At 37.5% G+C, this 22,182-nt stretch carries 22 protein-coding genes; 16 read left to right on the top strand and 6 right to left on the bottom strand.

Features of this window, described 5'->3' with window-relative positions; translation table 11 throughout:
- Positions 1-2 precede the first annotated feature (2 nt).
- The 13 genes from AC07VK_RS17705 to AC07VK_RS17645 all read left to right on the top strand — a co-directional run bounded on the left by AC07VK_RS17705 (position 3) and on the right by AC07VK_RS17645 (position 9,664).
- Positions 3-509 carry a DinB family protein gene (locus AC07VK_RS17705; RefSeq protein ID WP_492962122.1) on the top strand — a complete coding sequence of 169 codons (507 nt, stop codon included), beginning with the start codon at positions 3-5 and terminating at the stop codon, positions 507-509.
- A gap of 15 nt (positions 510-524) precedes the next feature.
- Positions 525-944 (top strand): hypothetical protein, encoded by a 420-nt coding sequence (locus tag AC07VK_RS17700; RefSeq protein ID WP_492962120.1) that lies wholly within the window; start codon positions 525-527, stop codon positions 942-944.
- Entirely contained in the window at positions 934-1,323 is a 390-nt protein-coding gene (locus tag AC07VK_RS17695; protein ID WP_492962118.1) for a DUF1801 domain-containing protein, read from the top strand. Before AC07VK_RS17700 ends, AC07VK_RS17695 begins: the two co-directional genes overlap by 11 nt.
- 532 nt (positions 1,324-1,855) lie before the next feature.
- Positions 1,856-2,233, top strand: a complete 378-nt coding sequence (locus tag AC07VK_RS17690; protein ID WP_492962116.1) for a DoxX family membrane protein — start codon at positions 1,856-1,858, stop codon at positions 2,231-2,233.
- A gap of 100 nt (positions 2,234-2,333) precedes the next feature.
- On the top strand, positions 2,334-2,765 hold the full coding sequence (locus tag AC07VK_RS17685) for a DUF2147 domain-containing protein (protein ID WP_492962114.1): 432 nt from the start codon (positions 2,334-2,336) through the stop codon (positions 2,763-2,765).
- 7 nt (positions 2,766-2,772) lie between these two features.
- Positions 2,773-3,792, top strand: coding sequence for a WD40/YVTN/BNR-like repeat-containing protein (locus tag AC07VK_RS17680; protein WP_492962112.1), 1,020 nt, complete (start codon positions 2,773-2,775; stop codon positions 3,790-3,792).
- Positions 3,793-3,945: 153 nt separating this feature from the next.
- Positions 3,946-4,761: a TerC family protein gene (locus tag AC07VK_RS17675; protein WP_057932988.1), complete on the top strand. Its 816-nt coding sequence runs from the start codon at positions 3,946-3,948 to the stop codon at positions 4,759-4,761.
- Positions 4,762-4,865: 104 nt separating this feature from the next.
- Entirely contained in the window at positions 4,866-5,570 is a 705-nt protein-coding gene (locus AC07VK_RS17670) for an HAD family hydrolase (RefSeq protein ID WP_492955197.1), read from the top strand.
- The gene (locus AC07VK_RS17665) at positions 5,557-6,393 is read left to right on the top strand and encodes a phosphoribosyltransferase family protein (protein ID WP_440823542.1); all 837 of its coding nucleotides are present in this window, start codon (positions 5,557-5,559) and stop codon (positions 6,391-6,393) included. Before AC07VK_RS17670 ends, AC07VK_RS17665 begins: the two co-directional genes overlap by 14 nt.
- Before the next feature lie 2 nt (positions 6,394-6,395).
- On the top strand, positions 6,396-6,950 hold the full coding sequence (locus AC07VK_RS17660; RefSeq protein WP_426328546.1) for a TerD family protein: 555 nt from the start codon (positions 6,396-6,398) through the stop codon (positions 6,948-6,950).
- Between the two features lie 4 nt (positions 6,951-6,954).
- The gene (locus AC07VK_RS17655; RefSeq protein WP_116251228.1) at positions 6,955-7,569 is read left to right on the top strand and encodes a TerD family protein; all 615 of its coding nucleotides are present in this window, start codon (positions 6,955-6,957) and stop codon (positions 7,567-7,569) included.
- 27 nt (positions 7,570-7,596) lie between these two features.
- Complete coding sequence (locus tag AC07VK_RS17650; protein WP_492955198.1) at positions 7,597-8,694, top strand: toxic anion resistance protein; 1,098 nt, start codon at positions 7,597-7,599, stop codon at positions 8,692-8,694.
- Positions 8,695-8,701: 7 nt separating this feature from the next.
- The gene (locus tag AC07VK_RS17645) at positions 8,702-9,664 is read left to right on the top strand and encodes a hypothetical protein (RefSeq protein ID WP_492962110.1); all 963 of its coding nucleotides are present in this window, start codon (positions 8,702-8,704) and stop codon (positions 9,662-9,664) included.
- A gap of 147 nt (positions 9,665-9,811) precedes the next feature.
- Here the strand turns inward: AC07VK_RS17645 and AC07VK_RS17640 are convergent, their stop codons facing one another.
- Positions 9,812-10,675, bottom strand: coding sequence for a dienelactone hydrolase family protein (locus tag AC07VK_RS17640; protein ID WP_492962108.1), 864 nt, complete (start codon positions 10,673-10,675; stop codon positions 9,812-9,814).
- 62 nt (positions 10,676-10,737) lie between these two features.
- Positions 10,738-11,742 carry a phosphotransferase enzyme family protein gene (locus AC07VK_RS17635; RefSeq protein WP_492962106.1) on the bottom strand — a complete coding sequence of 335 codons (1,005 nt, stop codon included), beginning with the start codon at positions 11,740-11,742 and terminating at the stop codon, positions 10,738-10,740.
- A 109-nt stretch (positions 11,743-11,851) separates the two neighbouring features.
- On the opposite strand from AC07VK_RS17635, the gene AC07VK_RS17630 reads away from it, so the two are divergent.
- A complete protein-coding gene (locus tag AC07VK_RS17630; protein ID WP_492955202.1) occupies positions 11,852-12,445 on the top strand; it encodes a 2OG-Fe(II) oxygenase in 594 nt (197 codons plus the stop codon).
- Positions 12,446-12,448: 3 nt separating this feature from the next.
- On the opposite strand, the gene AC07VK_RS17625 is transcribed toward AC07VK_RS17630, so the two are convergent.
- Together AC07VK_RS17625 and AC07VK_RS17620 are read right to left on the bottom strand one after the other, a co-directional pair.
- On the bottom strand, positions 12,449-13,177 hold the full coding sequence (locus AC07VK_RS17625; protein ID WP_492962104.1) for a LytR/AlgR family response regulator transcription factor: 729 nt from the start codon (positions 13,175-13,177) through the stop codon (positions 12,449-12,451).
- Positions 13,174-14,670, bottom strand: a complete 1,497-nt coding sequence (locus tag AC07VK_RS17620; protein ID WP_492962102.1) for a sensor histidine kinase — start codon at positions 14,668-14,670, stop codon at positions 13,174-13,176. The genes AC07VK_RS17625 and AC07VK_RS17620 overlap by 4 nt, the downstream gene beginning before the upstream one ends.
- Before the next feature lie 559 nt (positions 14,671-15,229).
- Here AC07VK_RS17620 and AC07VK_RS17615 point away from each other — a divergent pair.
- Positions 15,230-16,129: an ABC transporter ATP-binding protein gene (locus AC07VK_RS17615; RefSeq protein ID WP_492962100.1), complete on the top strand. Its 900-nt coding sequence runs from the start codon at positions 15,230-15,232 to the stop codon at positions 16,127-16,129.
- Entirely contained in the window at positions 16,126-19,644 is a 3,519-nt protein-coding gene (locus tag AC07VK_RS17610) for a M1 family aminopeptidase (protein WP_492962098.1), read from the top strand. The genes AC07VK_RS17615 and AC07VK_RS17610 overlap by 4 nt, the downstream gene beginning before the upstream one ends.
- 457 nt (positions 19,645-20,101) lie before the next feature.
- On the opposite strand, the gene AC07VK_RS17605 is transcribed toward AC07VK_RS17610, so the two are convergent.
- Positions 20,102-21,043 (bottom strand): helix-turn-helix domain-containing protein, encoded by a 942-nt coding sequence (locus AC07VK_RS17605; RefSeq protein WP_029276941.1) that lies wholly within the window; start codon positions 21,041-21,043, stop codon positions 20,102-20,104.
- A gap of 26 nt (positions 21,044-21,069) precedes the next feature.
- The gene (locus AC07VK_RS17600) at positions 21,070-22,170 is read right to left on the bottom strand and encodes an efflux RND transporter periplasmic adaptor subunit (RefSeq protein WP_492962095.1); all 1,101 of its coding nucleotides are present in this window, start codon (positions 22,168-22,170) and stop codon (positions 21,070-21,072) included.
- Positions 22,171-22,182: the final 12 nt, after the last annotated feature.

Raw genomic sequence — 22,182 nt, 5'->3', positions numbered from 1 at the left:
TTATGGAAAAGATAATAAAAGAAGCCAGCGAAACTTTGTCGGCGTTAGAAAACACTTTATCGAAATTTGATACGGCGCAAATTAATGTTGTACCATTTAAAGGAAGCTGGACAGCCAGTCAACTGGCTGAACACATGATTTTGGCAAATTCTGGCTTTTTGCAAGTCATAAATGGCCCTGTAACCGAAACAGATAAGCCAGCCGATTTTATGGTAGCGCAAATTAGGAACGACTTTCTAAATTTCAACGTGAAGTACGATTCGCCTAAAGAAATTTATCCTGATGACAGGACATATAATCAATCTGAATTATTAAAAAGTTTAAAGCAGATCAGAGATGGGATTTCAACATCTATAACTGATTTGGATTTAACTAAGACCTGCAGCTCCTTTGAATTGCCCGGTTATGGTTTTCTAACCCGCTTAGAGGCTGTTTATTTTGTGATTTATCATACCCAACGACACGTACATCAGTTAAACAAAATTTACAGTGAGCTGGATAACAATTGATTTTTAATTAAATTTATGAGAAATAACAGGTTTAATCTACTAAATCCCTATATCGGCAAATGGAAAACAGAAGGTTTAACAAAATCAGGTGATATTATCAGTGGAACTGATACCTACGAGTGGGTTGATGGTGGTTTTTTCTTGATGCATCAGGTAGACATCACTTTTGGTGATAAAAAGATCCGATCGTTGGAAATTACCCATTATGATGATATGGACGACGTTTTTAGGTCGCAATCGTTCGATAATGAAGGCAATATTTCAATATCTACCCTTAAAATTTACGATGATATCATTTTGATATTTGCCGATACCGAAAGATTTAAAGGGAATTTTAAAGCCAATACCATAGAAGGAATGTGGGAGCAGTTTGATGGCAAAAATTGGGTACCATGGATGGATATCAAATTAACAAAACTTGCAGATGAGCAATAAAGAGCGCTTGCAGAAAGCCTGTCAGGTTGATGATTACATGGAAAAGCTCGAGCATCCTTTTAAACAGGAAGTGGAGCGGTTACGAAGCATCATACTGAATGCAAATCCTAAACTGCAGGAAAGAGTGAAATGGAATTCGCCAAGTTTTTATTTTGTAAAAGACTTAGCTGCTTTTAACCTTAGGGCCAGCGGATATGTGCAGATCATTTTTATTTTTTACGATGGAAATATGATCGAAGATTCATCTTTACTGCAGGGCGGTTGGAGAGATAGGCGGGAAGCAAGATTTTACAGCATGGATGATATTGAGGCTAAACAACCTGCGCTTGAGCAGTTTGTAAATAACTGGATTAAACTAATCGAAACAAATAATAATTAACTATCCCGAAGGGGAAAAACATTCAAACAATGGCTTTAGAAAAATGTTCTGGGGAGCACTATCGGTATGGCTACCGATATATTTGGCGTTCAATGGATGGTGAATTGCGATTATAATAAATAGTCGGAGCCGGGAGAAAGGAGTCGGAAGTGTAGCGCCCTTACTCCATGGTTTATCGTCTGTATGCTAATCGCAGGTGAGGTAATATAAATTGCAGGTATGGTAATATAAATCGCGGGTGCAATAATATAAATTGCGGGTGCGGTAATATAAATCGCGGGTGTGGTAATATAAATCGCGGGTGTGGTAATATAAATCGCGGGTGCAATAATATAAATCATGGGTAGGGTAATATAAAGATCATGGTTAATAAATTATGGCTATTGACCATAAAACCATCAACCAAAACAGCCTAACTTATTATCACACCCATCTATCAATGCCCAATGTACCAATGGCAGATGAACAATGACCAATAAACTATAAATAACTTTTATTATTTTTAAATATAGAAACCAAAAATTAAACCACTATGAAAATTGCAGTTATTATTGTACGCGTGCTTTTAGCCTCCATGTATCTTTTTGCTTCTGTAAGCTATTTTCTTAATTTAATGCCTAAGGCTCCGGAAATGACAGCGGCACAAACTAGTTTTATGACTGGCTTGATGGCATCTGTGTACCTTTTTCCGTTGATCAAAATAACCGAACTGGTTGGCGGTATACTATTGCTTATTGGCCGTACAGCACCATTAGCCGCACTCATAATTTTCCCGGTTACCTTAAACATTTTTCTTTACCATGCATTTTTAGGTCCGAAAGATTTACCAATGGTTGCAGTAATGCTCCTATTTAACTTATTCCTGTTTTACGCGTACCGTGCCAAGTATCTACCGATCGTTTCAAAGTAAATTTTAGGATTTTCAAACTTTCTCGTACTTTTTCTCTTTATTTAGTGTTTTGATATAAAGTCTAATTATTATCTTTAAAAACTAACTAGAAATAAAAAATATGAGAAAGTTACCATTTTTAATGCTGTTTTTGGTGGCAGTATCGTTTTCTGCATTTGCACAGAACAAAGATGCTATTGTAGGCAAATGGCTTAATCCATCAGGCGAAGGGCAAATAGAAATTTATAAAAAAGGCGATAAATATTATGGAAAATTAGCCTGGATGAAGGAACCCAATTTAAATGGTAAACCTAAATTAGATGCGAAAAACCCAGACGAAAAGCTGCAGAAACGCGCTTTATTAAATCTGGAAATACTTAAAGACTTTAAATACGATGATGGTAAATGGACAGATGGAACGATTTACGATCCGAAAAAAGGCAAAACGTATAGCTGTAATATGACTTTAGCAGGTAATGATGTGTTAAATGTTCGCGGTTATATAGGTATTTCACTTTTAGGCAGATCTGAAACTTTTAGACGGGTTAAATAACATATACATGAAGAAAATTTTATGGTGCCTTTTAATGGCACCTTTTTTTTGCACTGCACAGAACTATTCCTTTAAACCTTTGAATGAAAATACCAAAACCAGTTTACGCGGGTTAAGTGTAGTATCAGATCGGGTTACCTGGGTAAGTGGTAGTAATGGATCGGTAGGTAAAACAACTGATGGCGGTATAACCTGGAAATGGTTAAAACCAAAAGGCTACGAAAAAATCGATTTCAGGGATATTGAAGCTTTCGATGATAAGCAGGCCATTATTGTGGGCATTGCCTCTCCGGCATACATTCTGAAAACCGTAGATGGTGGCGAAACCTGGACAGAAAATTATAAAAATGTAGATTCTGCCATATTTTTAGACGGCCTAAGTTTCTGGGATAAAAATAAAGGAATCATTTTCGGCGATCCCATAAACGATAAAATGCAGCTGCTTAAAACCGTAGACGCAGGTAAAAGCTGGCAGGATATTTCTGCAAAGTTCAAAACCAAATTAACAAAAGGTGAAGCGAGTTTTGCAGCCAGCGGCACAACCATTAAAACATTACCTGGTGGTAAAACCTGGATTGCAACAGGTGGAACGGTATCCAATATTTACTTTTCTCCAGATTATGGACAAAACTGGCAAGTATTTAAATGCCCCATTTTACAGGGCGAAAATAGTACAGGTCCTTTTTCCATCGATTTTTTGAATGAAAAAACCGGTGTAACCGTTGGCGGCAACTACCTAAAAGATAAAGAAAATGCGAATAATGTGCTTTTAACGAGCGATGGAGGCAAAACCTGGCAAAAACCAGCCACCCCGGTTTCGGGCTTCCGATCGGGCGTAACCTATATTAATGCTAAAACCTTAATTGCTACAGGTACTTCAGGAACAGACATTTCTACTGATGGCGGCCAAAACTGGAAACATATTTCTGATAAAAGTTTTAATGCCGTTCAACAAGCCAAAAAAGGCAAACAGATTGTTCTGGCAGGAGAGAAGGGGAATATCTATCAATTGGAGATCAACAAATAAAATTTCAGCCCCATTACGTAACAGTTGTATTGATTAGGTATCTAATCAGTAAAACGATTCAATAAATAAAAAAGATTGAAGCATCGGGATTGATAAAATTTTGTTTCTTTGCTGTCAACTAAAACTTTAATTTAAAACATACACACTCGCTCAATGGATTTTTTGCACACGATTTTAGGTGACGATATACAGGCCGGACTATTAATTATTTTGAATTTAATTGTGATCGAAAGTTTGCTTTCGGTTGATAATGCTGCTGTTTTGGCTACTATGGTAATGGATCTGCCAAAATCGCAAAGAGAAAAAGCTTTAAAATATGGCATTATCGGTGCTTATGTTTTTAGGGGGATCTGTTTGTTCCTGGCTGCATGGCTAGTTAAAATCTGGTGGTTGAAACCACTTGGCGGTTTATATCTGCTATATCTGGCTTTCGATTATTTTAGAAAAAAGAACAATAAAGGCAAGGAAGAAGAAGAGGAAGTAGACAAAAGCAAAAGCTGGATTTATAAATCTACTGTTGGCTTAATGGGGAATTTTTGGGCAACGGTAGCTTTAGTAGAGGTAATGGATCTGGCCTTCTCTATCGATAATGTTTTTGCTGCTGTGGCTTTTACCGATCATATCTGGTTAATCTATATTGGTGTTTTTATCGGGATTTTGGCTATGCGTTTTGTAGCACAGGCTTTTGTTAAACTGATGGAGAAATTTACCTTTTTAGAAACGATAGCATTCATCGTAATTGCTGTTTTAGGAATTAAACTTACTTCATCATTAGTAACACATTTCTATCCCGAATCGCCTATTTCTCACGCTATCGAAGGTGAAAAAACAGATCTTTTTGTCTCTATTTTTACGGTAGCCATTTTCATTATACCCGTATTAACGTCATTATTGTTTAACTATCCCAAAAAACACAAAAGCGATATCATCATTTCAGACGATGCCGAAAAGGTTTTGGATAAATCTTAAGTTGTAGGGCTTATCTGTGATAAATCTTACAATCAAACGGTTCTGATCTTGCAATCAAATTTGTAATATTAGATTTTATAAAACAGATTAGAAAACAGGGTGCAATGGCTTTTTACAAACATTACTCATTCGATCTTTGGTTAACGCTGATTAAATCTAATCCAGCGTACAAGCAAGAGCGAACACGGTATTTTTACCAGAAATTTAATACTAAGCATAAAAATTTAGCAGAAATTGCTGTTGTTTTTCGTCAGGTAGATTTAATGGTAAATGCCATTAACGAGCGGACAGGGAAAAATGTAGATGCTGATGAAATGTATTTAATGATCATCAGTATGATTAACGATTACGATTTCAATTTCCATGATGTGGATCTGCAGGAGATTGATCACCACATGGAACAACTGGTTTTTACCCACATGCCTTTGCTATATAGCGATAGTTCTTTAACCGTACTGGAAAAGCTTAAATCAACAGGTTTAAGTTCGACCAATATTTTAAGCAATACTGGTTTTATAAAAGGGAAAACCCTAAAAAAAGTAATCAATCATTTGGGTATCGATCAGTTTATCGATTTTCAACTGTATTCTGATGAAGTACGGATGTCTAAACCCAATACCGGATTTTTTCAGCTGATGTTAGATCGCATCGACAGGGAAAAACATCCGGAGTTAATGCTAAAAGATGTAATCCATGTTGGCGATAACCCGCATGCTGATGTTCGTGGGGCAGAAGCAGTGGGCATTAACAGTATGCTCATCAATTCCAATCACCTATCTATCTCAAACCTACTCTATGATACCGTATAATTTCTCACTTCATAAAATAGACAATACCGTCGATTTTGGCTTTAGTGCCGACGATTATAGCCGTTTTAAATTTGGCGATGACCTGGTGGCCCGATCTTTCGGAAAAGATCTTGCCGATGGCTTTATCCGCTATTATCTGGCCGATAATGTAATTACCGACCAGATTGTGGTTATTTCTAGTCCTTATAGTTTTATTCCAACGGCAACCTTTGCCATGAAAAACTATTTCGTTTGCCAACTTAACCGTTGGCTGGTCGAAAATGGTGGTTTGGCAGTACAGGAAACCAAAGTGCACAGAACCATTACCTATAAAGAAGATTACGGCGAATTAAGTGCCGAAGAAAGGCTATTGTTGATCGGAAATGATTCATTCCATATCGATAAAGATTTTCTCGCGGGTAAAACACTTTTATTTCTGGACGATATCCGAATTACCGGAAGTCATGAGCGGATGATCTTAAAAATGGCTAAGGAATATGGTTTAAAGAACGAAATGCATATGCTTTATTTCGCCGAACTGGTGAATAAGAATATCCATCCCAATGTAGAAAATTTTCTGAATTACCATCAGATAAAATCTATTTTTGATCTGGAAGAAATTATTGATAGCGGCAATTTCAGGTTTAATACCCGTATTGTAAAATACATTTTAAATACGACTTCTAGCAGTTTTAATCTATTTTTAGAACGTAGAAGTACCGATTTTATCAACCAGCTTTACGATCTATCCTTGGGGAATAATTACCATACGATAGAGGCGTACGCTAAAAATTTACATCTTATTAAAGACTATATCAAAAACAATAATTATAAATTAATTTAAATATGGCTATTAATTTGCAAAAGGGGCAAAGAGAAAATATCGATGCTCCTAAATTTACAATAGGTTTAGGTTGGGATACCAACAGCTCTTCAACAGGTTCTGCATTCGATTTAGATGCTTCAATTTTTATACTAAACGATCAGAAGAAACTGATTTCAGACGAAAACTTTGTATTCTACAATAATTTGGTTTCTCCGGATGGTTCGGTAGAACATACAGGTGATAACTTAACTGGTGATGGCGATGGAGATGATGAACAGATCAAAATTGATTTAACCAAAGCTGATGCTAAAGTAAACGAAATCTGTATTGTAGTAACCATCCACGATGCTGATAACAGAAGACAAAATTTTGGTCAGGTTAGAAATTCTTTCATCCGTATTTTTGATGCCGTAACAAATGAGGTGATCTTAAAATACGAATTAGAAGAAGATTTTTCTATCGAAACTGCAGTAGAATTTGGAAGGATTTACAAACGCGAAGGCAAATGGAAATTTGAAGCCGTTGGCGTAGGTATGAAAGGTGGTTTACAGGATTATTTAAACAAATATCAATAATATTATGGCAATCAATCTTCAAAAAGGACAGCGTATCAGTCTAGAAAAAAGTAATGGTAGCAAACTTCAGAATGTTTGTGTAGGTATTAACTGGGGGGCAATCGAAAAGAAAGGCCTGTTCGGTTTCGGATCATCAAAAGAAGCGGTAGATTTAGATGGAAGCTGTGCATTATACAACGAAAACAAACAACTTTTAGAGGTCGTTTATTTCGGTAACCTAAAATCTAAAAACGGTTCTGTAAAACATAGTGGCGATGATTTAACCGGCGATATGGGCGGCGATGATGGATTAGATAATGAGATCATCACGCTTGATTTCTCTCAGCTGGATGCCAATGTAAACTATGTTGCCTTTGTATTGAATAGTTTTAGGGGCCATGATTTTGGTACTATTCCTTTTGCTTCCATCCGCATTTATGAAGGTACGACTAAGCGTGTTAACGAGGTTTTTGCTAAATTTGATATTGCTAATGGTGCAAACTTCGCTGGTCATGTATCGATGGTAATGGGCGTTTTTTACAAGAAAAACGGCGAATGGAAATTTAATGCCATTGGCGAACCAACCAAAGATAAAAAACTCGAAGATACCGTTAAAACCGTAACTCAAAACTATTTATAGGCCGTAAAGCTGGTAATTAATCAAACTATGGAAACCAACCCAAACGTTACCCAAGCCCTTACTCCGGTTAAACTGGATAAAGATGGCAATGTGGATCTCGAGAAAATAACCTCAGAGGAAACGCTTAAATACAATGAGATTGGAAAATCGTTAGAACCATCAGATGTAAATTCTATCCTGAATTACGGGAGCGATGCCCAAAACTCAATGGAGAAATACAGTAACGAGTTTTTATCGTCGGTACGGACCTATAACAGTGGTGAAGTGGGCGGTTTAATTAACGAACTGCTTACCGAACTGAATTATATCGATGTTTCAGAATTGGAGCAAAGTGCGTTTAAAAACTTTATTTCAAAAATCCCGTTTTTAAAGAGCCTGGTTGTTGATGTGAAAAAACTTTTCCAGAAGTATGATGTTGTGGTGAACAATATTGATAAAATCACCAACAAAATTAAAGCTGGAAGATTAAACTCCATTAAAGATAACAGTTCGCTGCAAACCATGTTCGATAGCAATGTAGGTTACATCCACCAAATGGAGGAACTGATTATTGCCGGACAGATGAAATACAACGAGCTGAGCATCAAACTTGCTGAGATGGAAGGCCGGCCTGCCGATTACCAGGATTATGAAATTGCCGATTTAAGGGATTTCATTAGCCGTTTGGATAAAAGACTGGCTGATATGAAGATTGTCCGCTTCATTATGTTGCAATCTTTGGCGCAAATTCGTGTGGTACAGAACAACAACACTTCAATTGCAGAAAAAGCGCAGTCGATTGTATCTACAACCATTCCGGTGTGGAAAAACCAATTGACTATTGCTGTTGCTTTACAAAGGCAAAAAGCCAATGTAGAGATGCAGAAGAAAATTTCGGACACCACCAATACCATTTTGCAGAAAAATGCAGAGATGCTGAAACAAAACAGTATCGATGTAGCCAAAGAGAATGAAAAAACAGTAGTATCTTTGGAAACCTTGAAACGAACCACTTCATCGTTGATTGAAACGCTTAATGAGGTTAAACAGATCCATGAAGCGGGTGCACAGAGCAGAAGGGTGTTGGATGGCGAACTTAAAACTTTGGAAACAGAGTTGAAAAAGAACGTTACGAGGGTGAGTTAATTAAAATATGGATGAATACCGTTTAAATATTATCAAAAAATCAAGCGCAGAGATCAACCGTTTACAGTTGCTCTCTGTGTTTTTTGATGATGAGGTGATTTATAAAATTTATTTAAGAAGCCAGGTTATTCATCAACTTTTTGCCAACAACGAAGAATTAGAGATCGAAAAATTAGATCTTTTCCATCTTCAGTTTACCGATAGTGTGATCGAACTGCTCAAAAAAATCAAAAAGAGCAATGAGAAAAACGTATCGCTCATTTACGATGAAATTGACCTGAATGAAGAGCTGATCGACCGCATGGCAAGTGCGCTTGTTGATCAGAAAAGTTTTCAGCAGGATAAACAGAAGCAATCGCTTAAAGTTAACTTATCACTACGGAAGTTATTCAGTGTATTGTCTGAACTAAGCTCCGATTTCCCCTTCTCCAAAAACATCAACGTTTTTAGTTCCAGATACGCCAACGATTTTTATTTCGATCTCAGCACCGATCAATTTGCCAAACTGATTGATTTTCAAAGCAAACAGGTGTATACCAATGTTTATGCAACCATCGAAAAAAAACTGATGGGCAAATTGTGTAAGTACGATTTTCGGACCGAATTTTATATTGGTTTAAAATCGGGTGAACTGGTAATTGAAGTATATAAATTTTTGGATATAGACAGTTATTACCTGTTTTTTCCAAGCAGAAACCTGTTCTTGTTCTGCGATTTAACTATTTTAAAAGATTTGGATATGTCTAATAATCTTTCAGAACGGGAACGGATTGTACAAGAGCTGCAATATAAAAACGATAAGTTGAAAAGTAATGCTGCGGTTTTAAAAACCGCAATTCCTAATGAGGTTATTGATTTATTAGAAGATAGTTACAGTAAAATATCGGACATTAATTTCCTAAACCACCTCAATAATTTCGATGTACAATCGAATATTTTGAAGACCATGCTGAAGACGGATTTGTTTTAGGTTGGTTTTTTCCATTCTACGTAAATCTCTATAGATAAATCGTCATTTCGACCGTAGTGGAGAAATCTGTATCCATAGCTTTATAGCATCTTTTAAAGATTTCTCGGCTTCGCTGCGCTCCGCTCGAAATGACGGTTCTAGGAATTACTACCGCGTTAACACCGCCAATTTCTGTTTAAACAGGTCGATTGTTCTGCTCCAGGCCAGTTTTGCTGCGGCTTCGTTATACCTCGTAGGTGAGGTATTGTTGTTAAAGGCATGGTTTACACCATCGTAGATGTAAATTTTGTAATCAATTTTATTGTCTTTTAAAGCTTGCTCATAAGCTGGGATTCCGGCATTAATGCGTTCATCCAGGCCGCCATAGTGCAGCATTAAACTCGCTTTAATTTTAGGAACATCTGCCACATTGGCCTGCGCGCCGTAATAAGCAACAGCTGCCTGCAATTTAGGATCGTTAACTGCTAATTTATTGGCCATTCCACCTCCCCAGCAAAAGCCAACACAACCTACTTTACCATTTCCGTCTTTTCTATTGCGTAAATAGTCCAATGCTTTTAAATAATTCTGTAGATTTTTTTGGGGATCTAATTTGCCGATCAACTCACGTCCCTTATCTTCATCCGTCGGGGTTCCACCAAACGGCGAAAGGGCATCAACACCAAGGGCCAGGAAACCTTCTGCAGCAATACGTTTGGTTACATCAATAATATGTGGATTTAAGCCCCTGTTTTCATGAATAACCAGTACGCAACCTAAGTTCTTTTTGCCTTTTGGCTTGGCCAGTACTGCTTTCATTTCACCATCAACACCAGTGTAGGTAATATTTTCAACTTCGATATCATCACTGTTAAAATCTGCTGCAGCGGCATAATTATTCTCTAGCATGGGCAGAATAGTCATCGCTAATGCTGTGCTGCCCGCCAGGATAGCCAGTTTTCTCATAAAATCTTTTCTGCTTACCTGACTATGGGTGTACTCATCGTACAGGTTGATTATTTTCTGATCCATCTTATTGATTTTGAATTACCATACAAGATAAACAAGGATGTTGAGATTTGAGGTAGCATTGCCTAAAAGTTACAATACATTTCTTCCCATTTTTTAATCAACATTACACGGTGTTTCGTATATCGAGGGGTTAAAAAGGCATTCGACCAATCATCGTAATTATCATAAAAGAATTTCAGGAAGAAAATATGAAAGGTAATCCCGAGATAGGGAATGGCTTTTAGTTCATCGTCAGTTAAGGGCCGTACTTTTTGATAAGCATTTAAAAAGATATTAAAATCCTCTTCTGCCCGTTCTTTTGACATTAAATTATTGAGTTGATGGAAAAAATAATGATTAAGGAACGACATTAAATCGTTAATCAGGTAGCCCTCACCTGCAAAATCGAAGTCAAAAAAGGTAATTTTTCCCGCTTCATCAAAATGGAAATTCTTTGGAAAAAAATCATAATGGCAATAACCATAGCTGAACTTTGAAGTATCAAATCCCTCGAATTTTTTTACCACTTTATTGGCAATGTTGGTCAGGTATTCAAATTCTTCAGGCATTTCTGTAAAATGAGGTTTTAAATCTCGCAAAGGCTCAAATAAAGTTGTTTCAAAGTTGAATACTGGACGTGGATTACTGAGCTTAATTGAAGCAGTAGTTTGGTGTAATTTAGCAATGTCTTGTCCCAATTGGATAAGGTGTGCGTTTTCCAGATCCAAAATCACTTTTCCTTCAGCAAAAGAAAACAGTACGCCGTTTCTTAAACCTTCAATGGCATTAAACTGTTGAATTTGTTTCCCATTTACATCAGTTATAGGGTAGGAAACCGAATTTTCATTTGCTTTTAAAATATTGAGCAATTCTACTTCAGCTTCAATTTCATTGCGTTTACGGTGTGCATCGCGGTAGATTTTGAAGATATATTTCTGGCGTTCATTTTCCAGAATATAGGTGTCGCTTACATTTCTGATGAGTAATCGGCAGGTTGTAGATGGATCTAACTGATATGCTTCAATTAAATGATCTTTTAGGGCAGCGGCTGATAAGGTAGAGTATTGTGCCGGGAATATATTTTGCATAAGTAGCGCTTTGGGGTTTCAAATATAAATTTTAGAAATGACATCTTAACCGTTAAATAAGACTACCTTTCCCAACTTAGGCATATCGTTTTAAGATTAATACAATCTATTGGAAAAAATATTTGATTGCCTTATCGATAGTTTTATCGAAGATAAAGTGGGTATAGCAGAAAACTTTTTAAGTGTTTCTTTAGCGGCCCATCTTAAAGATAACCTCATCGGGTTATTTGAAAACAAAAAGCTTTTAAATGCTGGCGTAGGTAACGATACGGTTGTGAATCAAAACAAGTTGATTAGAAGCGACGTGATTTACTGGTTAGACAGAAAGCATAATAACCAATACGAAAATGATTTCTTCGATCTGATGGACGAATTTGTGGTTTATTTAAACCGTACCTGTTATACGGGGATCACCGGCTACGAATTTCATTATACACTTTACGAATCGGGCACGTTCTACAAAAAACATATCGATCAGTTTCATAACAACGGGAGCAGACAATACTCGATGATTCTGTATTTAAATGCCGATTGGAAAACAGAAGATGGAGGAGAGCTGTGCATTTATCATGTTAATGAGGAACAGCATATTTCGCCCAATAACGGCAAAAGTGTTTTCTTTAAAAGTTCGGATCTGGCTCACGAGGTTTTGCTCACCCATAAACAAAGGATGAGTATCACAGGATGGCTTAAAATTGGTTAAACGCTAGTCTCCAATATTAAGCAATTGTTTAATTGTGCCCTTATAATTTTTACCGATAGGAACCTCCTGACCGTTTTTGAGCACAATGGTGTTACCTTCTAAATAATCTACGTATTTTTTGTTGAGAATAAAAGATTTATGGATCCGGATAAAATAATCGGCTGGTAACTGATCTTCAAAACTGGCCAATGTTCTGGGCGTTAGTAGAAAATCACCGTTTTTCCAAACCTTAACATAATTACCCAGGCTTTCTAAATATTGTATTTCTTCGGTTTTTACCAGGATGTGCTTTTTGTCTGCTTTAATGGAGATTTGCCCATCGCTTTTGGTCTCTGCTTTTTCGATTTCAATAGGGCCAGCAGTTTGTTTTTTAAGGTTGTACAATTCCAGCGCCCGGTTAACGGCTTTTAAAAAACGGTCGAACCGGAAGGGTTTTAACAGGTAATCGCAAACGGCCAGATCAAAACTCTCTAAAGCGTATTCTTCGTATGCCGAGGTAATAATTACAAGCGGTTTATGCGGTAAGGTTCTCAAAAAATCCAGGCCGTTTAGTTTTGGCATCCGAATATCCAGGAAAATTAAATCCACCTGCTGTTTATTCAAAAAATCTAGGGCCGCTGTAGCCCGGTAACAATCACCAACTATGTTAATAAAGGGAATATCTTTCGCATACTCGGTTATTACACCGTGTGCAAGAGGTTCATCATCTACTATTAAGCAACGTAAGCTCATGTTAACTGGAGTTTGAGTTCTGCCTTAAAGATATTAGCAATGGTGGTAATTTCCAATGTATAACGGTTAGGATAAAGCAATTCGAGTCTTTTTCTCAAATTATCAATCCCAATTCCTTTAATTCCCTTTACTTCTTCAGGGTCGAAGGAGTTCTCGCAATTGAAAATAAGCGTGGTATTATTGCTGATTAATGATAGTTTCAAACTGGCAGTATCATCCGCAGGTTCTATACCATGTTTAAATGCATTTTCGATAAGCACGATTAGTAAGAGGGGCGCAATATCTACCTGATCATTTTTAACTTGTTTATTAAATTCAAAATTTAAGTTTTTTTGTAAACGGATTTGTTGCAATTGAATGTAATCATCAATATAATTTAACTCCTGCAAAAGTTTAACTGTTTTTTCCTGCCCTTTGTAAATCGTATAACGCATCAGTTCTGATAGTTGCAAAATACTTTCCGGTGTTTTATCCGATTTTTGCAAGCTTAATGCATAAAGGTTGTTAAGCGTATTAAAGAAAAAATGTGGGTTAAGCTGTTGTTTTAGTAAATCGAGTTCAGTTTGCGATTTTTCCTTTTCTAAAGAGAGAATTCTATTGTTCTGTTTCCCCCATTGCAACGCCAAAACCACCGGCAAACTGATGAGCATGATGGCAAAGGCACCGAAAGCATTTTCCAATTCGAAAGGATTGGGTACGAATATACTCCTGCCAAAAACCGTGTTAATGGGCAGCGAAATTAACAATTGGGCCAATAAGGGATAAAGAACAGCAATGATGGCCGAAAGTGTTAAAAGGTAAATGAACAAACCCTTCTCTTTAAGGATTTTAGATACGAGTAAACGGCTATTGATCAGAAAAAGCAGGTATCCGCATAAATACATGATCAGGAATTGTGAAAAGAAGCTTAAAAATGTCCCAAAATTGAACAACAACAGTTTACTGTCGAATTCGAAACCAACCAAACGGAAACCCTTTCTTTGGTAAATCGGATTATCTAAACTCGAAACGGCCATTACCGAAATGGTTGCAGCGAGTAGAATGATGGTAATGAGGACGGCATTTTCCAGACCGATTTTTTTGATCCATTTAATGTGCTGCACTTTTTTCTGGTAATACTGATTGGCAATCAACATGATTTCGAGGGCGACTGCCGCCAAAGCTGTTGAAATAAAAACAGCATTGTCAAGCTTCGCAATTTGCAGGTAAAATGCAATGTCGGTAAAAAGCGGAAGCAGGATGAAGAAGCAAGTGCACCAGTAAACAACATATTGCTTTTTATTTAAGGTGTTTTTTAATCTGGTTTTAACAAAAGAAAAAATAAGTACAGGGAGCAAACAGAAACCCAAAGCCAAAATACAGCTGGCATAGGTAAACCAAATATTGGTAGTTAAGTTGTAGGTGTTAAAAATGGCTATCCACAACAAAAGGCCAACAAATATGAAAAAATCCTGGTATTTATAGTTGTAGCTGAAATTTTTTGTACTGAGCATTTTGTTAAATAGGATAATATTATTTAAAAAGATGTCACCCTGTCCAAAGGACTCCTGTGGAGAGCTTAGTCGAAGGACAATCTTTTTTGATTGATCTAATTGTATGAGGGCTTCGACTCCGCTCAGCCTGACAATATCAGCGTGACTAAGCTTTCAATAATCTTTAAAGTTATGAAAGTTTGAAGTTCACATAAAATTTAGATGATGAAAGGCACGTTTTTGATGATGAACGTCGTTTAGTTCCATGGTCTGTGTCTCCACAGACCATTTATAGTTTTATTTTGAGGAACGTTTAAAAAAGATGTCATCCTGAGGGATAATTTATTGTGTAAAAAATCAAAATAGATGAAAGAGGAGCTTTTTTGCGGTGATAGGCTGCGAGAATCGTCATCGGATAGCTATCGGATGACGATCCATTTTGATGAAAGGCACGTTTTTGATGATGAAAGGAATTTTAACCCTATTTAATACTTTCATCATCATTTTAAATGCCTTGGTCACTTAAATTATCTGCTGTGGTTTTGCCTGTCTAATTTGCGTCCATCTTATATTAATTAATATGGTACGGCTTAAAATACAGCAACTTACAAAATCTTATCAAAACGGGGTAAAGGCCCTTGATGAGGTTACATTAAATATCGCTAACGGTATGTTTGGCTTATTGGGGCCAAATGGCGCAGGCAAATCGTCGCTTATGCGCACACTTGCAACCTTACAGCTGCCAGACGCCGGTCAGGTTCATTTTGATGGAAATGATGTGCTGCAAAATCCGCAGGAAATGCGGAATAATCTTGGTTATTTGCCGCAGGATTTTGGTGTATATCCTAAAATTTCAGCGCTTGATCTGTTAAACCACCTGGCTGTGTTAAAAGGCCTGCAGCATAAAAATGAAAGAAAAGAACAAGTGACTTCTCTTCTGCAACAGACCAATTTATTTGAAGTAAGAAAAAGGTCTGTTAGCACCTTTTCTGGTGGTATGCGACAGCGTTTCGGCATTGCGCAAGCTTTACTGGGCAACCCACAGTTAATTATTGTTGATGAGCCCACCGCAGGTCTTGATCCGCAGGAAAGGAACAGGTTCCATGATCTGTTAAGTGAAATTGGTGCCAACCGTGTGGTTATCTTATCCACTCACATTGTAGAGGATGTGAACGACCTTTGTGCTGAAATGGCCGTGATGGCCAATGGGAAGTTGATTTTACAAGGCAAACCTTCAGACTTAACCCAAAAGTTAGATGGAAAAATCTGGCGAAGGGTAATCGATAAGGCAGATCTGGCACAATATTCATCCGTTTTTAATGTAATTTCTACGAAAATTATTTTGGGTAAGCTTCACATTTTCGTGCTGGCTGATGAATGTCCTGTACCAGGTTTCGAAGCGGTTTATCCCAGTTTGGAAGAGGTATATTTTTCTTCATTATTCGGCTCTGCCAATCAAAATCCGGAGGCTAGGTTATGATTATAGATTTACTAAAATTTGAACTGAAATACCATTTCGGGCAGATATCGTTCAAAGTGGCCGCTCTTTTATTTTTTATTCTCGGGTATTTCTGTGCGGTACAAGGTGGGTTTGGCTCGGAAGACGTGCATAAAAATTCGCCATATGTCATCACCAACATCATCGCCCTGCTTTCGCTTTTCTCTATCTTTTCTGGCACCTTATTTAGTGCTAATGTGGTGCTGAGGGACAGTATGCATAAAATGGAAGCAGTTGTTTTTACTACTTCGATCAAAAAACTCCCTTATTTTGCCGTAAGGTTTTTAGGCCTCATCATTTCAGCTTTTAGTTTACTCGTGCTGGTGGCCTTGGGTATTTACGTTGGCACTTTCTTTATCGATGCCGATCGGTTAGGTGTGTTTTGTATCACTTATTTTTTACAGCCACTTTTAGTTTTTGCATTACCTAATGTGCTGTTCGCTGCAGGTATTTTATTCTGTACTGCCATATTAACCAAAAATGTAAGGGCAATTTATGTGGTAGGTGTGTTGATTTACATTTTGTATATGCTTGCTTCGATATTTGGCAATTCGCCATTGCTGGCCACCTCAACAATGAAAGCAAGTAGTCCCCATATTTTACCTATACTTTTAGATCCTTTTGCATTAGCCTCGTTTTTTGGCGAAACCAGAACCTGGACCGATCTACAGCGCAATCAACAATTATTCCCGTTAGACGGCGCATTTTTACTCAACAGGCTGCTGTGGCTTGGTTTTACTGCTTTGCTAATGCTGATAACCTATCGTTTATTCAATTTCCGCTTGCAGCAACAGCGACAGGTAAAAATTAAAGCAATCAAAGTAGAACAGATTAAATTAATCCCTTATCGTGCTTTAGCCGTATTGTCAAATGGCTTTCGTTATCATGTGAACACGTTTTTCGCGCAGCTTAAACTCGAAATGATATTCCTGTTTAAAAACATCCCTATTATGGTAATGCTCTTGTTGTGGGTTTTTATATTCGGGGTAGAGTTAAAAGATGAGCTATTCAGTGGTGTTTATGGTATTCATAGCTATCCGGCAACAGGCATTATCATCGAAGAAATACGTTCAATAAAATTCGGACTGATCCTGATTATTTTTTACGCAGCAGAAGCCATAAGCAGAGAAAAAGCAGTAAATATTCATTCGTTGATTTACAGTACACCTGTTCAGAATTCAGCTTTATGGATGGCAAAAACCCTGAGTCTTTTTGCGCTGGTTTTCATCCTCGTCACTTTAAATATTGGGATTGGTATTGTTCTGCAGCTTACTCATGGCTATTTTCAGATCGAATTGCCCCTATATTTATCGTTGTACTATTACAGTGCATTCCCTTTGTTGCTTTTTGTGGTACTTATAATTTTTATCCAGAATTTGAGTGCGAACAAATATCTCGGCATGTTACTGAGTATGGTAGTCGTTTTCTTAATCTCATATGCGGAGCGCTTCGGTCTTGAACATTATCTTTTCCGATTTGCAACAGTACCTGATTTATTACATTCTTATTTTAACGGTTTTGGATATTATGCCAGCGCATTTAACTGGTACATGCTGTATTGGTCGGCTTTTGTAATAGTTGTTGCAGTTTTAACCATTGGGCTGTGGCAGCGTTCGGTTGAAATTAAGACTAAAGCGAGATTCGCGTTAGTAGGTTTGGCTTTTAAACAATATAAATGGATTACGGTTTTAGCATTGCTAATGTGGGTTTTCTGTGGGGCATTTATTTATCATCAAACCAATATCGCCGGTAAATATAAAAATAAACAGGAGCGGTTAGATTGGAGCCTGGCTTACGAGCAGAAATATAAAGCGCTGGCAGGCCTGCCCCAACCAGTAATTAAAGCTGTTAAAACCAATGTAGATTTATATCCTAACGAAGGAAAATATACCATTAAAGGTACATATCGCCTAAAAAATGAATCAAAATTGCCTATTGCCAAAATATGGACCTATGTAAGCCCTGCTGTAAATTCATTTTCTATAACCATTAAAGGAAGTGAAAAAAGCGAAAGAGATGAAGTATTTAATCAACAGTTTATCACTTTAAAAGTACCATTGCACCCTAACGAAGAAATAATGATGAATTTTTCAATTGATGTAATCCGCTCTGGATTTATTCCCTTTAATAGCGAAAACTCGATTGTAAAAAATGGGACCTATATTGAACTGGAGAAAATTGTACCTCAATTTGGTTATTGCTATAACTTTGAGACTGAAGATAAACGGGCCAGGAAAAAAGCAGGTTTAGCCGAAATAGCCAGCAAGCCTAATTTTAACAATACTTATGAACTGATCGATTTAGAAACGGTCATTTCTACGGATGTAGATCAGCAGGTGATTACCGTTAGTGAATTGCAAAAAAACTGGATGGCCAATAACCGAAGGTATTTTAAGTACAATACTTCTACTCCGATAAATTTTATGTTTGCCTTAAGTAGTGCAAAATATGCGGTAAAAAAGGAAAAGTATAAGGGGATAGATTTAAGTATCTATTATCAACCAGGACAAGAGTATAACTTGAAAAGTATATTTAGAGGCGTAAAAGATGCCTTGGAGTATGGTAATATGAATTTTGTTAAATATCCATTTAAACAATTAACTATTGCCGAGATTCCTCAATATAAAGGTGCTGCAACAGCTTACCCCGGAGTAGTTTTCAGTGCAGAGAACATTAATTTCCTGGGAAATTATAGTCAGAAAGGTGCTATTGATCAAAGTTATGCCATCACTGCACACGAAACTGCACACCAATGGTGGGCAAATATATTGGCTCCTGCAGATGGTGCAGGTTATGCCATGCTCACCGAATCGCTGGCTAAATACACCGAAAATGTGCTGATAGAAAAGGCTTTTGGCAAAATGTATTTGAGGAAATATTTGGCTTACGATAATAACCTCTACTTTTTAAACCGGAATAATAACGAAAAGGAGCTACCCTTGGCCAAAACTTTAGATCAGCCTTATGTACATTACCAAAAAGGAGGATTAACGATGTATGCGGTAAAGGAGTTATTAGGGGAGCAGAAATTCAATACAATATTAAGTCAGCTTATTACCGATCATGAAAACCCGAAACCAAAAGCTACAGCAAGGGATCTGGTTAATGCGATTTTAAAGGAAGCTTTGCCTAAGCATAAAAAGTTTATCACCGATTGTTTTAATGAGGTGGTTACATATGATTTGGGTATTAAAGTGATCAATTGTAAAAAGCAGAGTAGCGGAAAATTTAAAATTGATCTTGAAATTGATGCAGAAAGGTTAAGTGGTAGCAACAAACAATTGCCTGATCTTGAGGTGGATGTGGCCTGTTTTGATCAGTTGAAAACAGATTGGGGACCTGATACTAAAGCCTTATACGCCCAGAAGCTTCAAATTAACCAGCGTAAAACCAAACTTTCAATTATTGTTGGCCGTAAACCAAAAAAAATAGCCATTGATCCTTATGGATATGTATTGGATGCCGATAAAGGCGATCACGTAGCTGTGGTAGATTAAAAGGAATTGCTAATACAGGAGATTCTCATTCAAAGGTGCGTCCTGATGTCCTGATTCTATTATATCGGGATCTGCATCTATTTTGAAAATCATTATTCATAAGACCCTGAAACAAGTTCAGGGTGACGACCCTCTCCATGGATTCCAGGTTCGTTACGCTTGTTCGAAATGACGATTTTTCTATGCTACAATTCGCTATTAAGCCTGTTTCCCCTAGTTTCGTCATTTCGAACGGAGCGCAGTATAGTTGAGAACCACGAAGTGCTTAGTGAAGCTAAATCTAATTTGATAGATTTCTCCATTCCGCTACCGGTGAAGAACTGGTTGGCTTCAGTCGAAATGACGAAATTACCGGAGATGATGGACCATTTAGTTTTTGTCAATAAAAAAGCGCCATTTCCTCATTTCAGGATTGGCGCTTCGGATATTTAAACGACTAGGTTTAATACGATTATGATCAATTTGCTCTAAAACCTTTTGGGGTACATTGCATCTGACGTTTAAAAAATATGTTAAAATTTGCCGGGTATTCGAAACCCAGGCAATAAGCAATCTGTGCGATATTCCATTCGGTATGTTTTAGTAAGGCCACCGCTTCGGTTGCTATCCTTCTCGAAATGTGCTCAGAAGTAGTTTTGCCTGTTACTTCTTTTACCGCATGGTTTAAGTGATTTACATGCACCAACAGGCGGAAGGCGAAATCATGGGCTGTTTTCAACTCCAAAATATGCTCTGTAGAGCCAATTGGGAACTGCCTTTCCAATAATTCGATAAACAAGGAAGTTAAACGTGCGGATGCATTATTCTGTTTAAAAACAACATCCTGAGGTTTAACCTTTAGTGCTTCGTGAACAATAAGCTGCACATAGTTTCTTAACAGGTCGTATTTATGGATATAATCTCCATCCATTTCTTTCATCATTTTAGTAAAGATATCGGTTAAGATTACCTCCTGTTCTTCGTTAATGTGGATTACCGGGCTATCATTAATCCGCCACAATAAAGAATCGCGGAGGGTTTCGTTACGGTTATGGATAAAATTCTCGGTAAACAAACAGAAGAAACCAGCAGGTTTTGGCGAAGTACTTTCCCAAGAATATGGAATATTCGGATTGGTAAATAGTAATGCCCGTCCTTTAATTTCAATCTGTGCATCAGGGTAATGCAAAATCCCATTGCCTATGATCAACGAAATCTTATAGAAATCTCTGCGGCTAAAAACAGATGGTACGTTGCTGCAAACAGTAGTCCGGTTGAAAACATTAAAGTGCCCGATATCATTGATCATCCCTAAGCTTGGCGTTGGGATTTCAGGCCTTGTGATTTTTAATTTATTGTAAAAATCCTCTAATGTTTCCTTTTTTTGAAGGGTAGAAAGCTCTTGATTTTTTGATAACATATTTTAAGTGCTTAATACAGGTAAAGTTATGGTTTAATCGTCATTCCTTCGTGCATTTCCTCGGTCGGTTCTGCCACTAATTTGTCACCTTCTGCTAAATCGCCGAAAACTTCTACTTTATCGTCGGTTTCGCGGCCTTTTTTTACGCCTACTTTAACCGCTTTGTTATCGGCCACTTTTAACACGAATAATCCTTCGCTGGTATCCAATAAAGCTTTTTTGGAAATAATAAAGGTACTGGCATTGGCCGGAAGCGGAATGTTCACTTCAGCAACCATGCCCGGTAATAAAACCTTCGAAGCATTTGGTACATCCATTTCAATGCGTTCAGAACGTAAGCGTAAATCTAAAGCGCCCGATAAACGTTTCACTTTAGCCTTAAAGGTCTGGCTAGGCAAAGATTTAACCGTAAAACTAATCTCATCACCAGCTTTTAAATAGCCGGTATAAACTTCTGGAATGGAAACGGCCAAACGCAGGTTTTTCTGATCCTGTAAAGTAAATAAAGGTAAATCAGAACCTTTGCCTGTTGGACCAACATAGGCGCCTAAATTCACGTTCCTTGCTGAAATAATGCCACTGAAAGGTGCCCTGATGGTTAAATAATCCTGAACTGAACCCACTTCTTTGTAAGCCGCTTTTGCTGCTTCGAGTTGTGCAAGGTCTGCATTTTTTTTCGCCAAAGCCTGGTCTAAATCGTTTGTAGAGATCGTTCCAGGGGTTTTACTGGTTTCATATAAACGGTTATAGTTGGCTTTGCTTGCAGTATAAATCGCCTCCTGTGCTTTTATCCGCGACTGTGTTGCAGCCAGTTGGGAGGTCATTTCAGGTGCTTCCAAAGTCATCAATAATTGACCTTTGCTTACTTCTGAGCCGATATCAACTTTTAGGGTTTTTACAAAGCTGCTTACTTTGGCGTACAGATCAACTTGTTGCAAAGCAATTAATTCGCCCGGCAAACTCAGTTTGGTAGATAGCTTTTCTTTTTTAAGATCGAAGGTGGCTATAGCTGCTTCTTTTTCTTTCTTGGGTGTTACTTTCGATTCGGAGTGCCCACAGCCATACATGGCCGTTAGTACCAAAAATCCTGTACTTAATAATCCTGCTGAAAATATCTTCGTATTCATTGATGATGATGA

The organism is Pedobacter sp. GW821-FHT01D05 (genome assembly GCF_059422505.1).
This window is presented reverse-complemented; position numbering and strand designations above follow the sequence as displayed.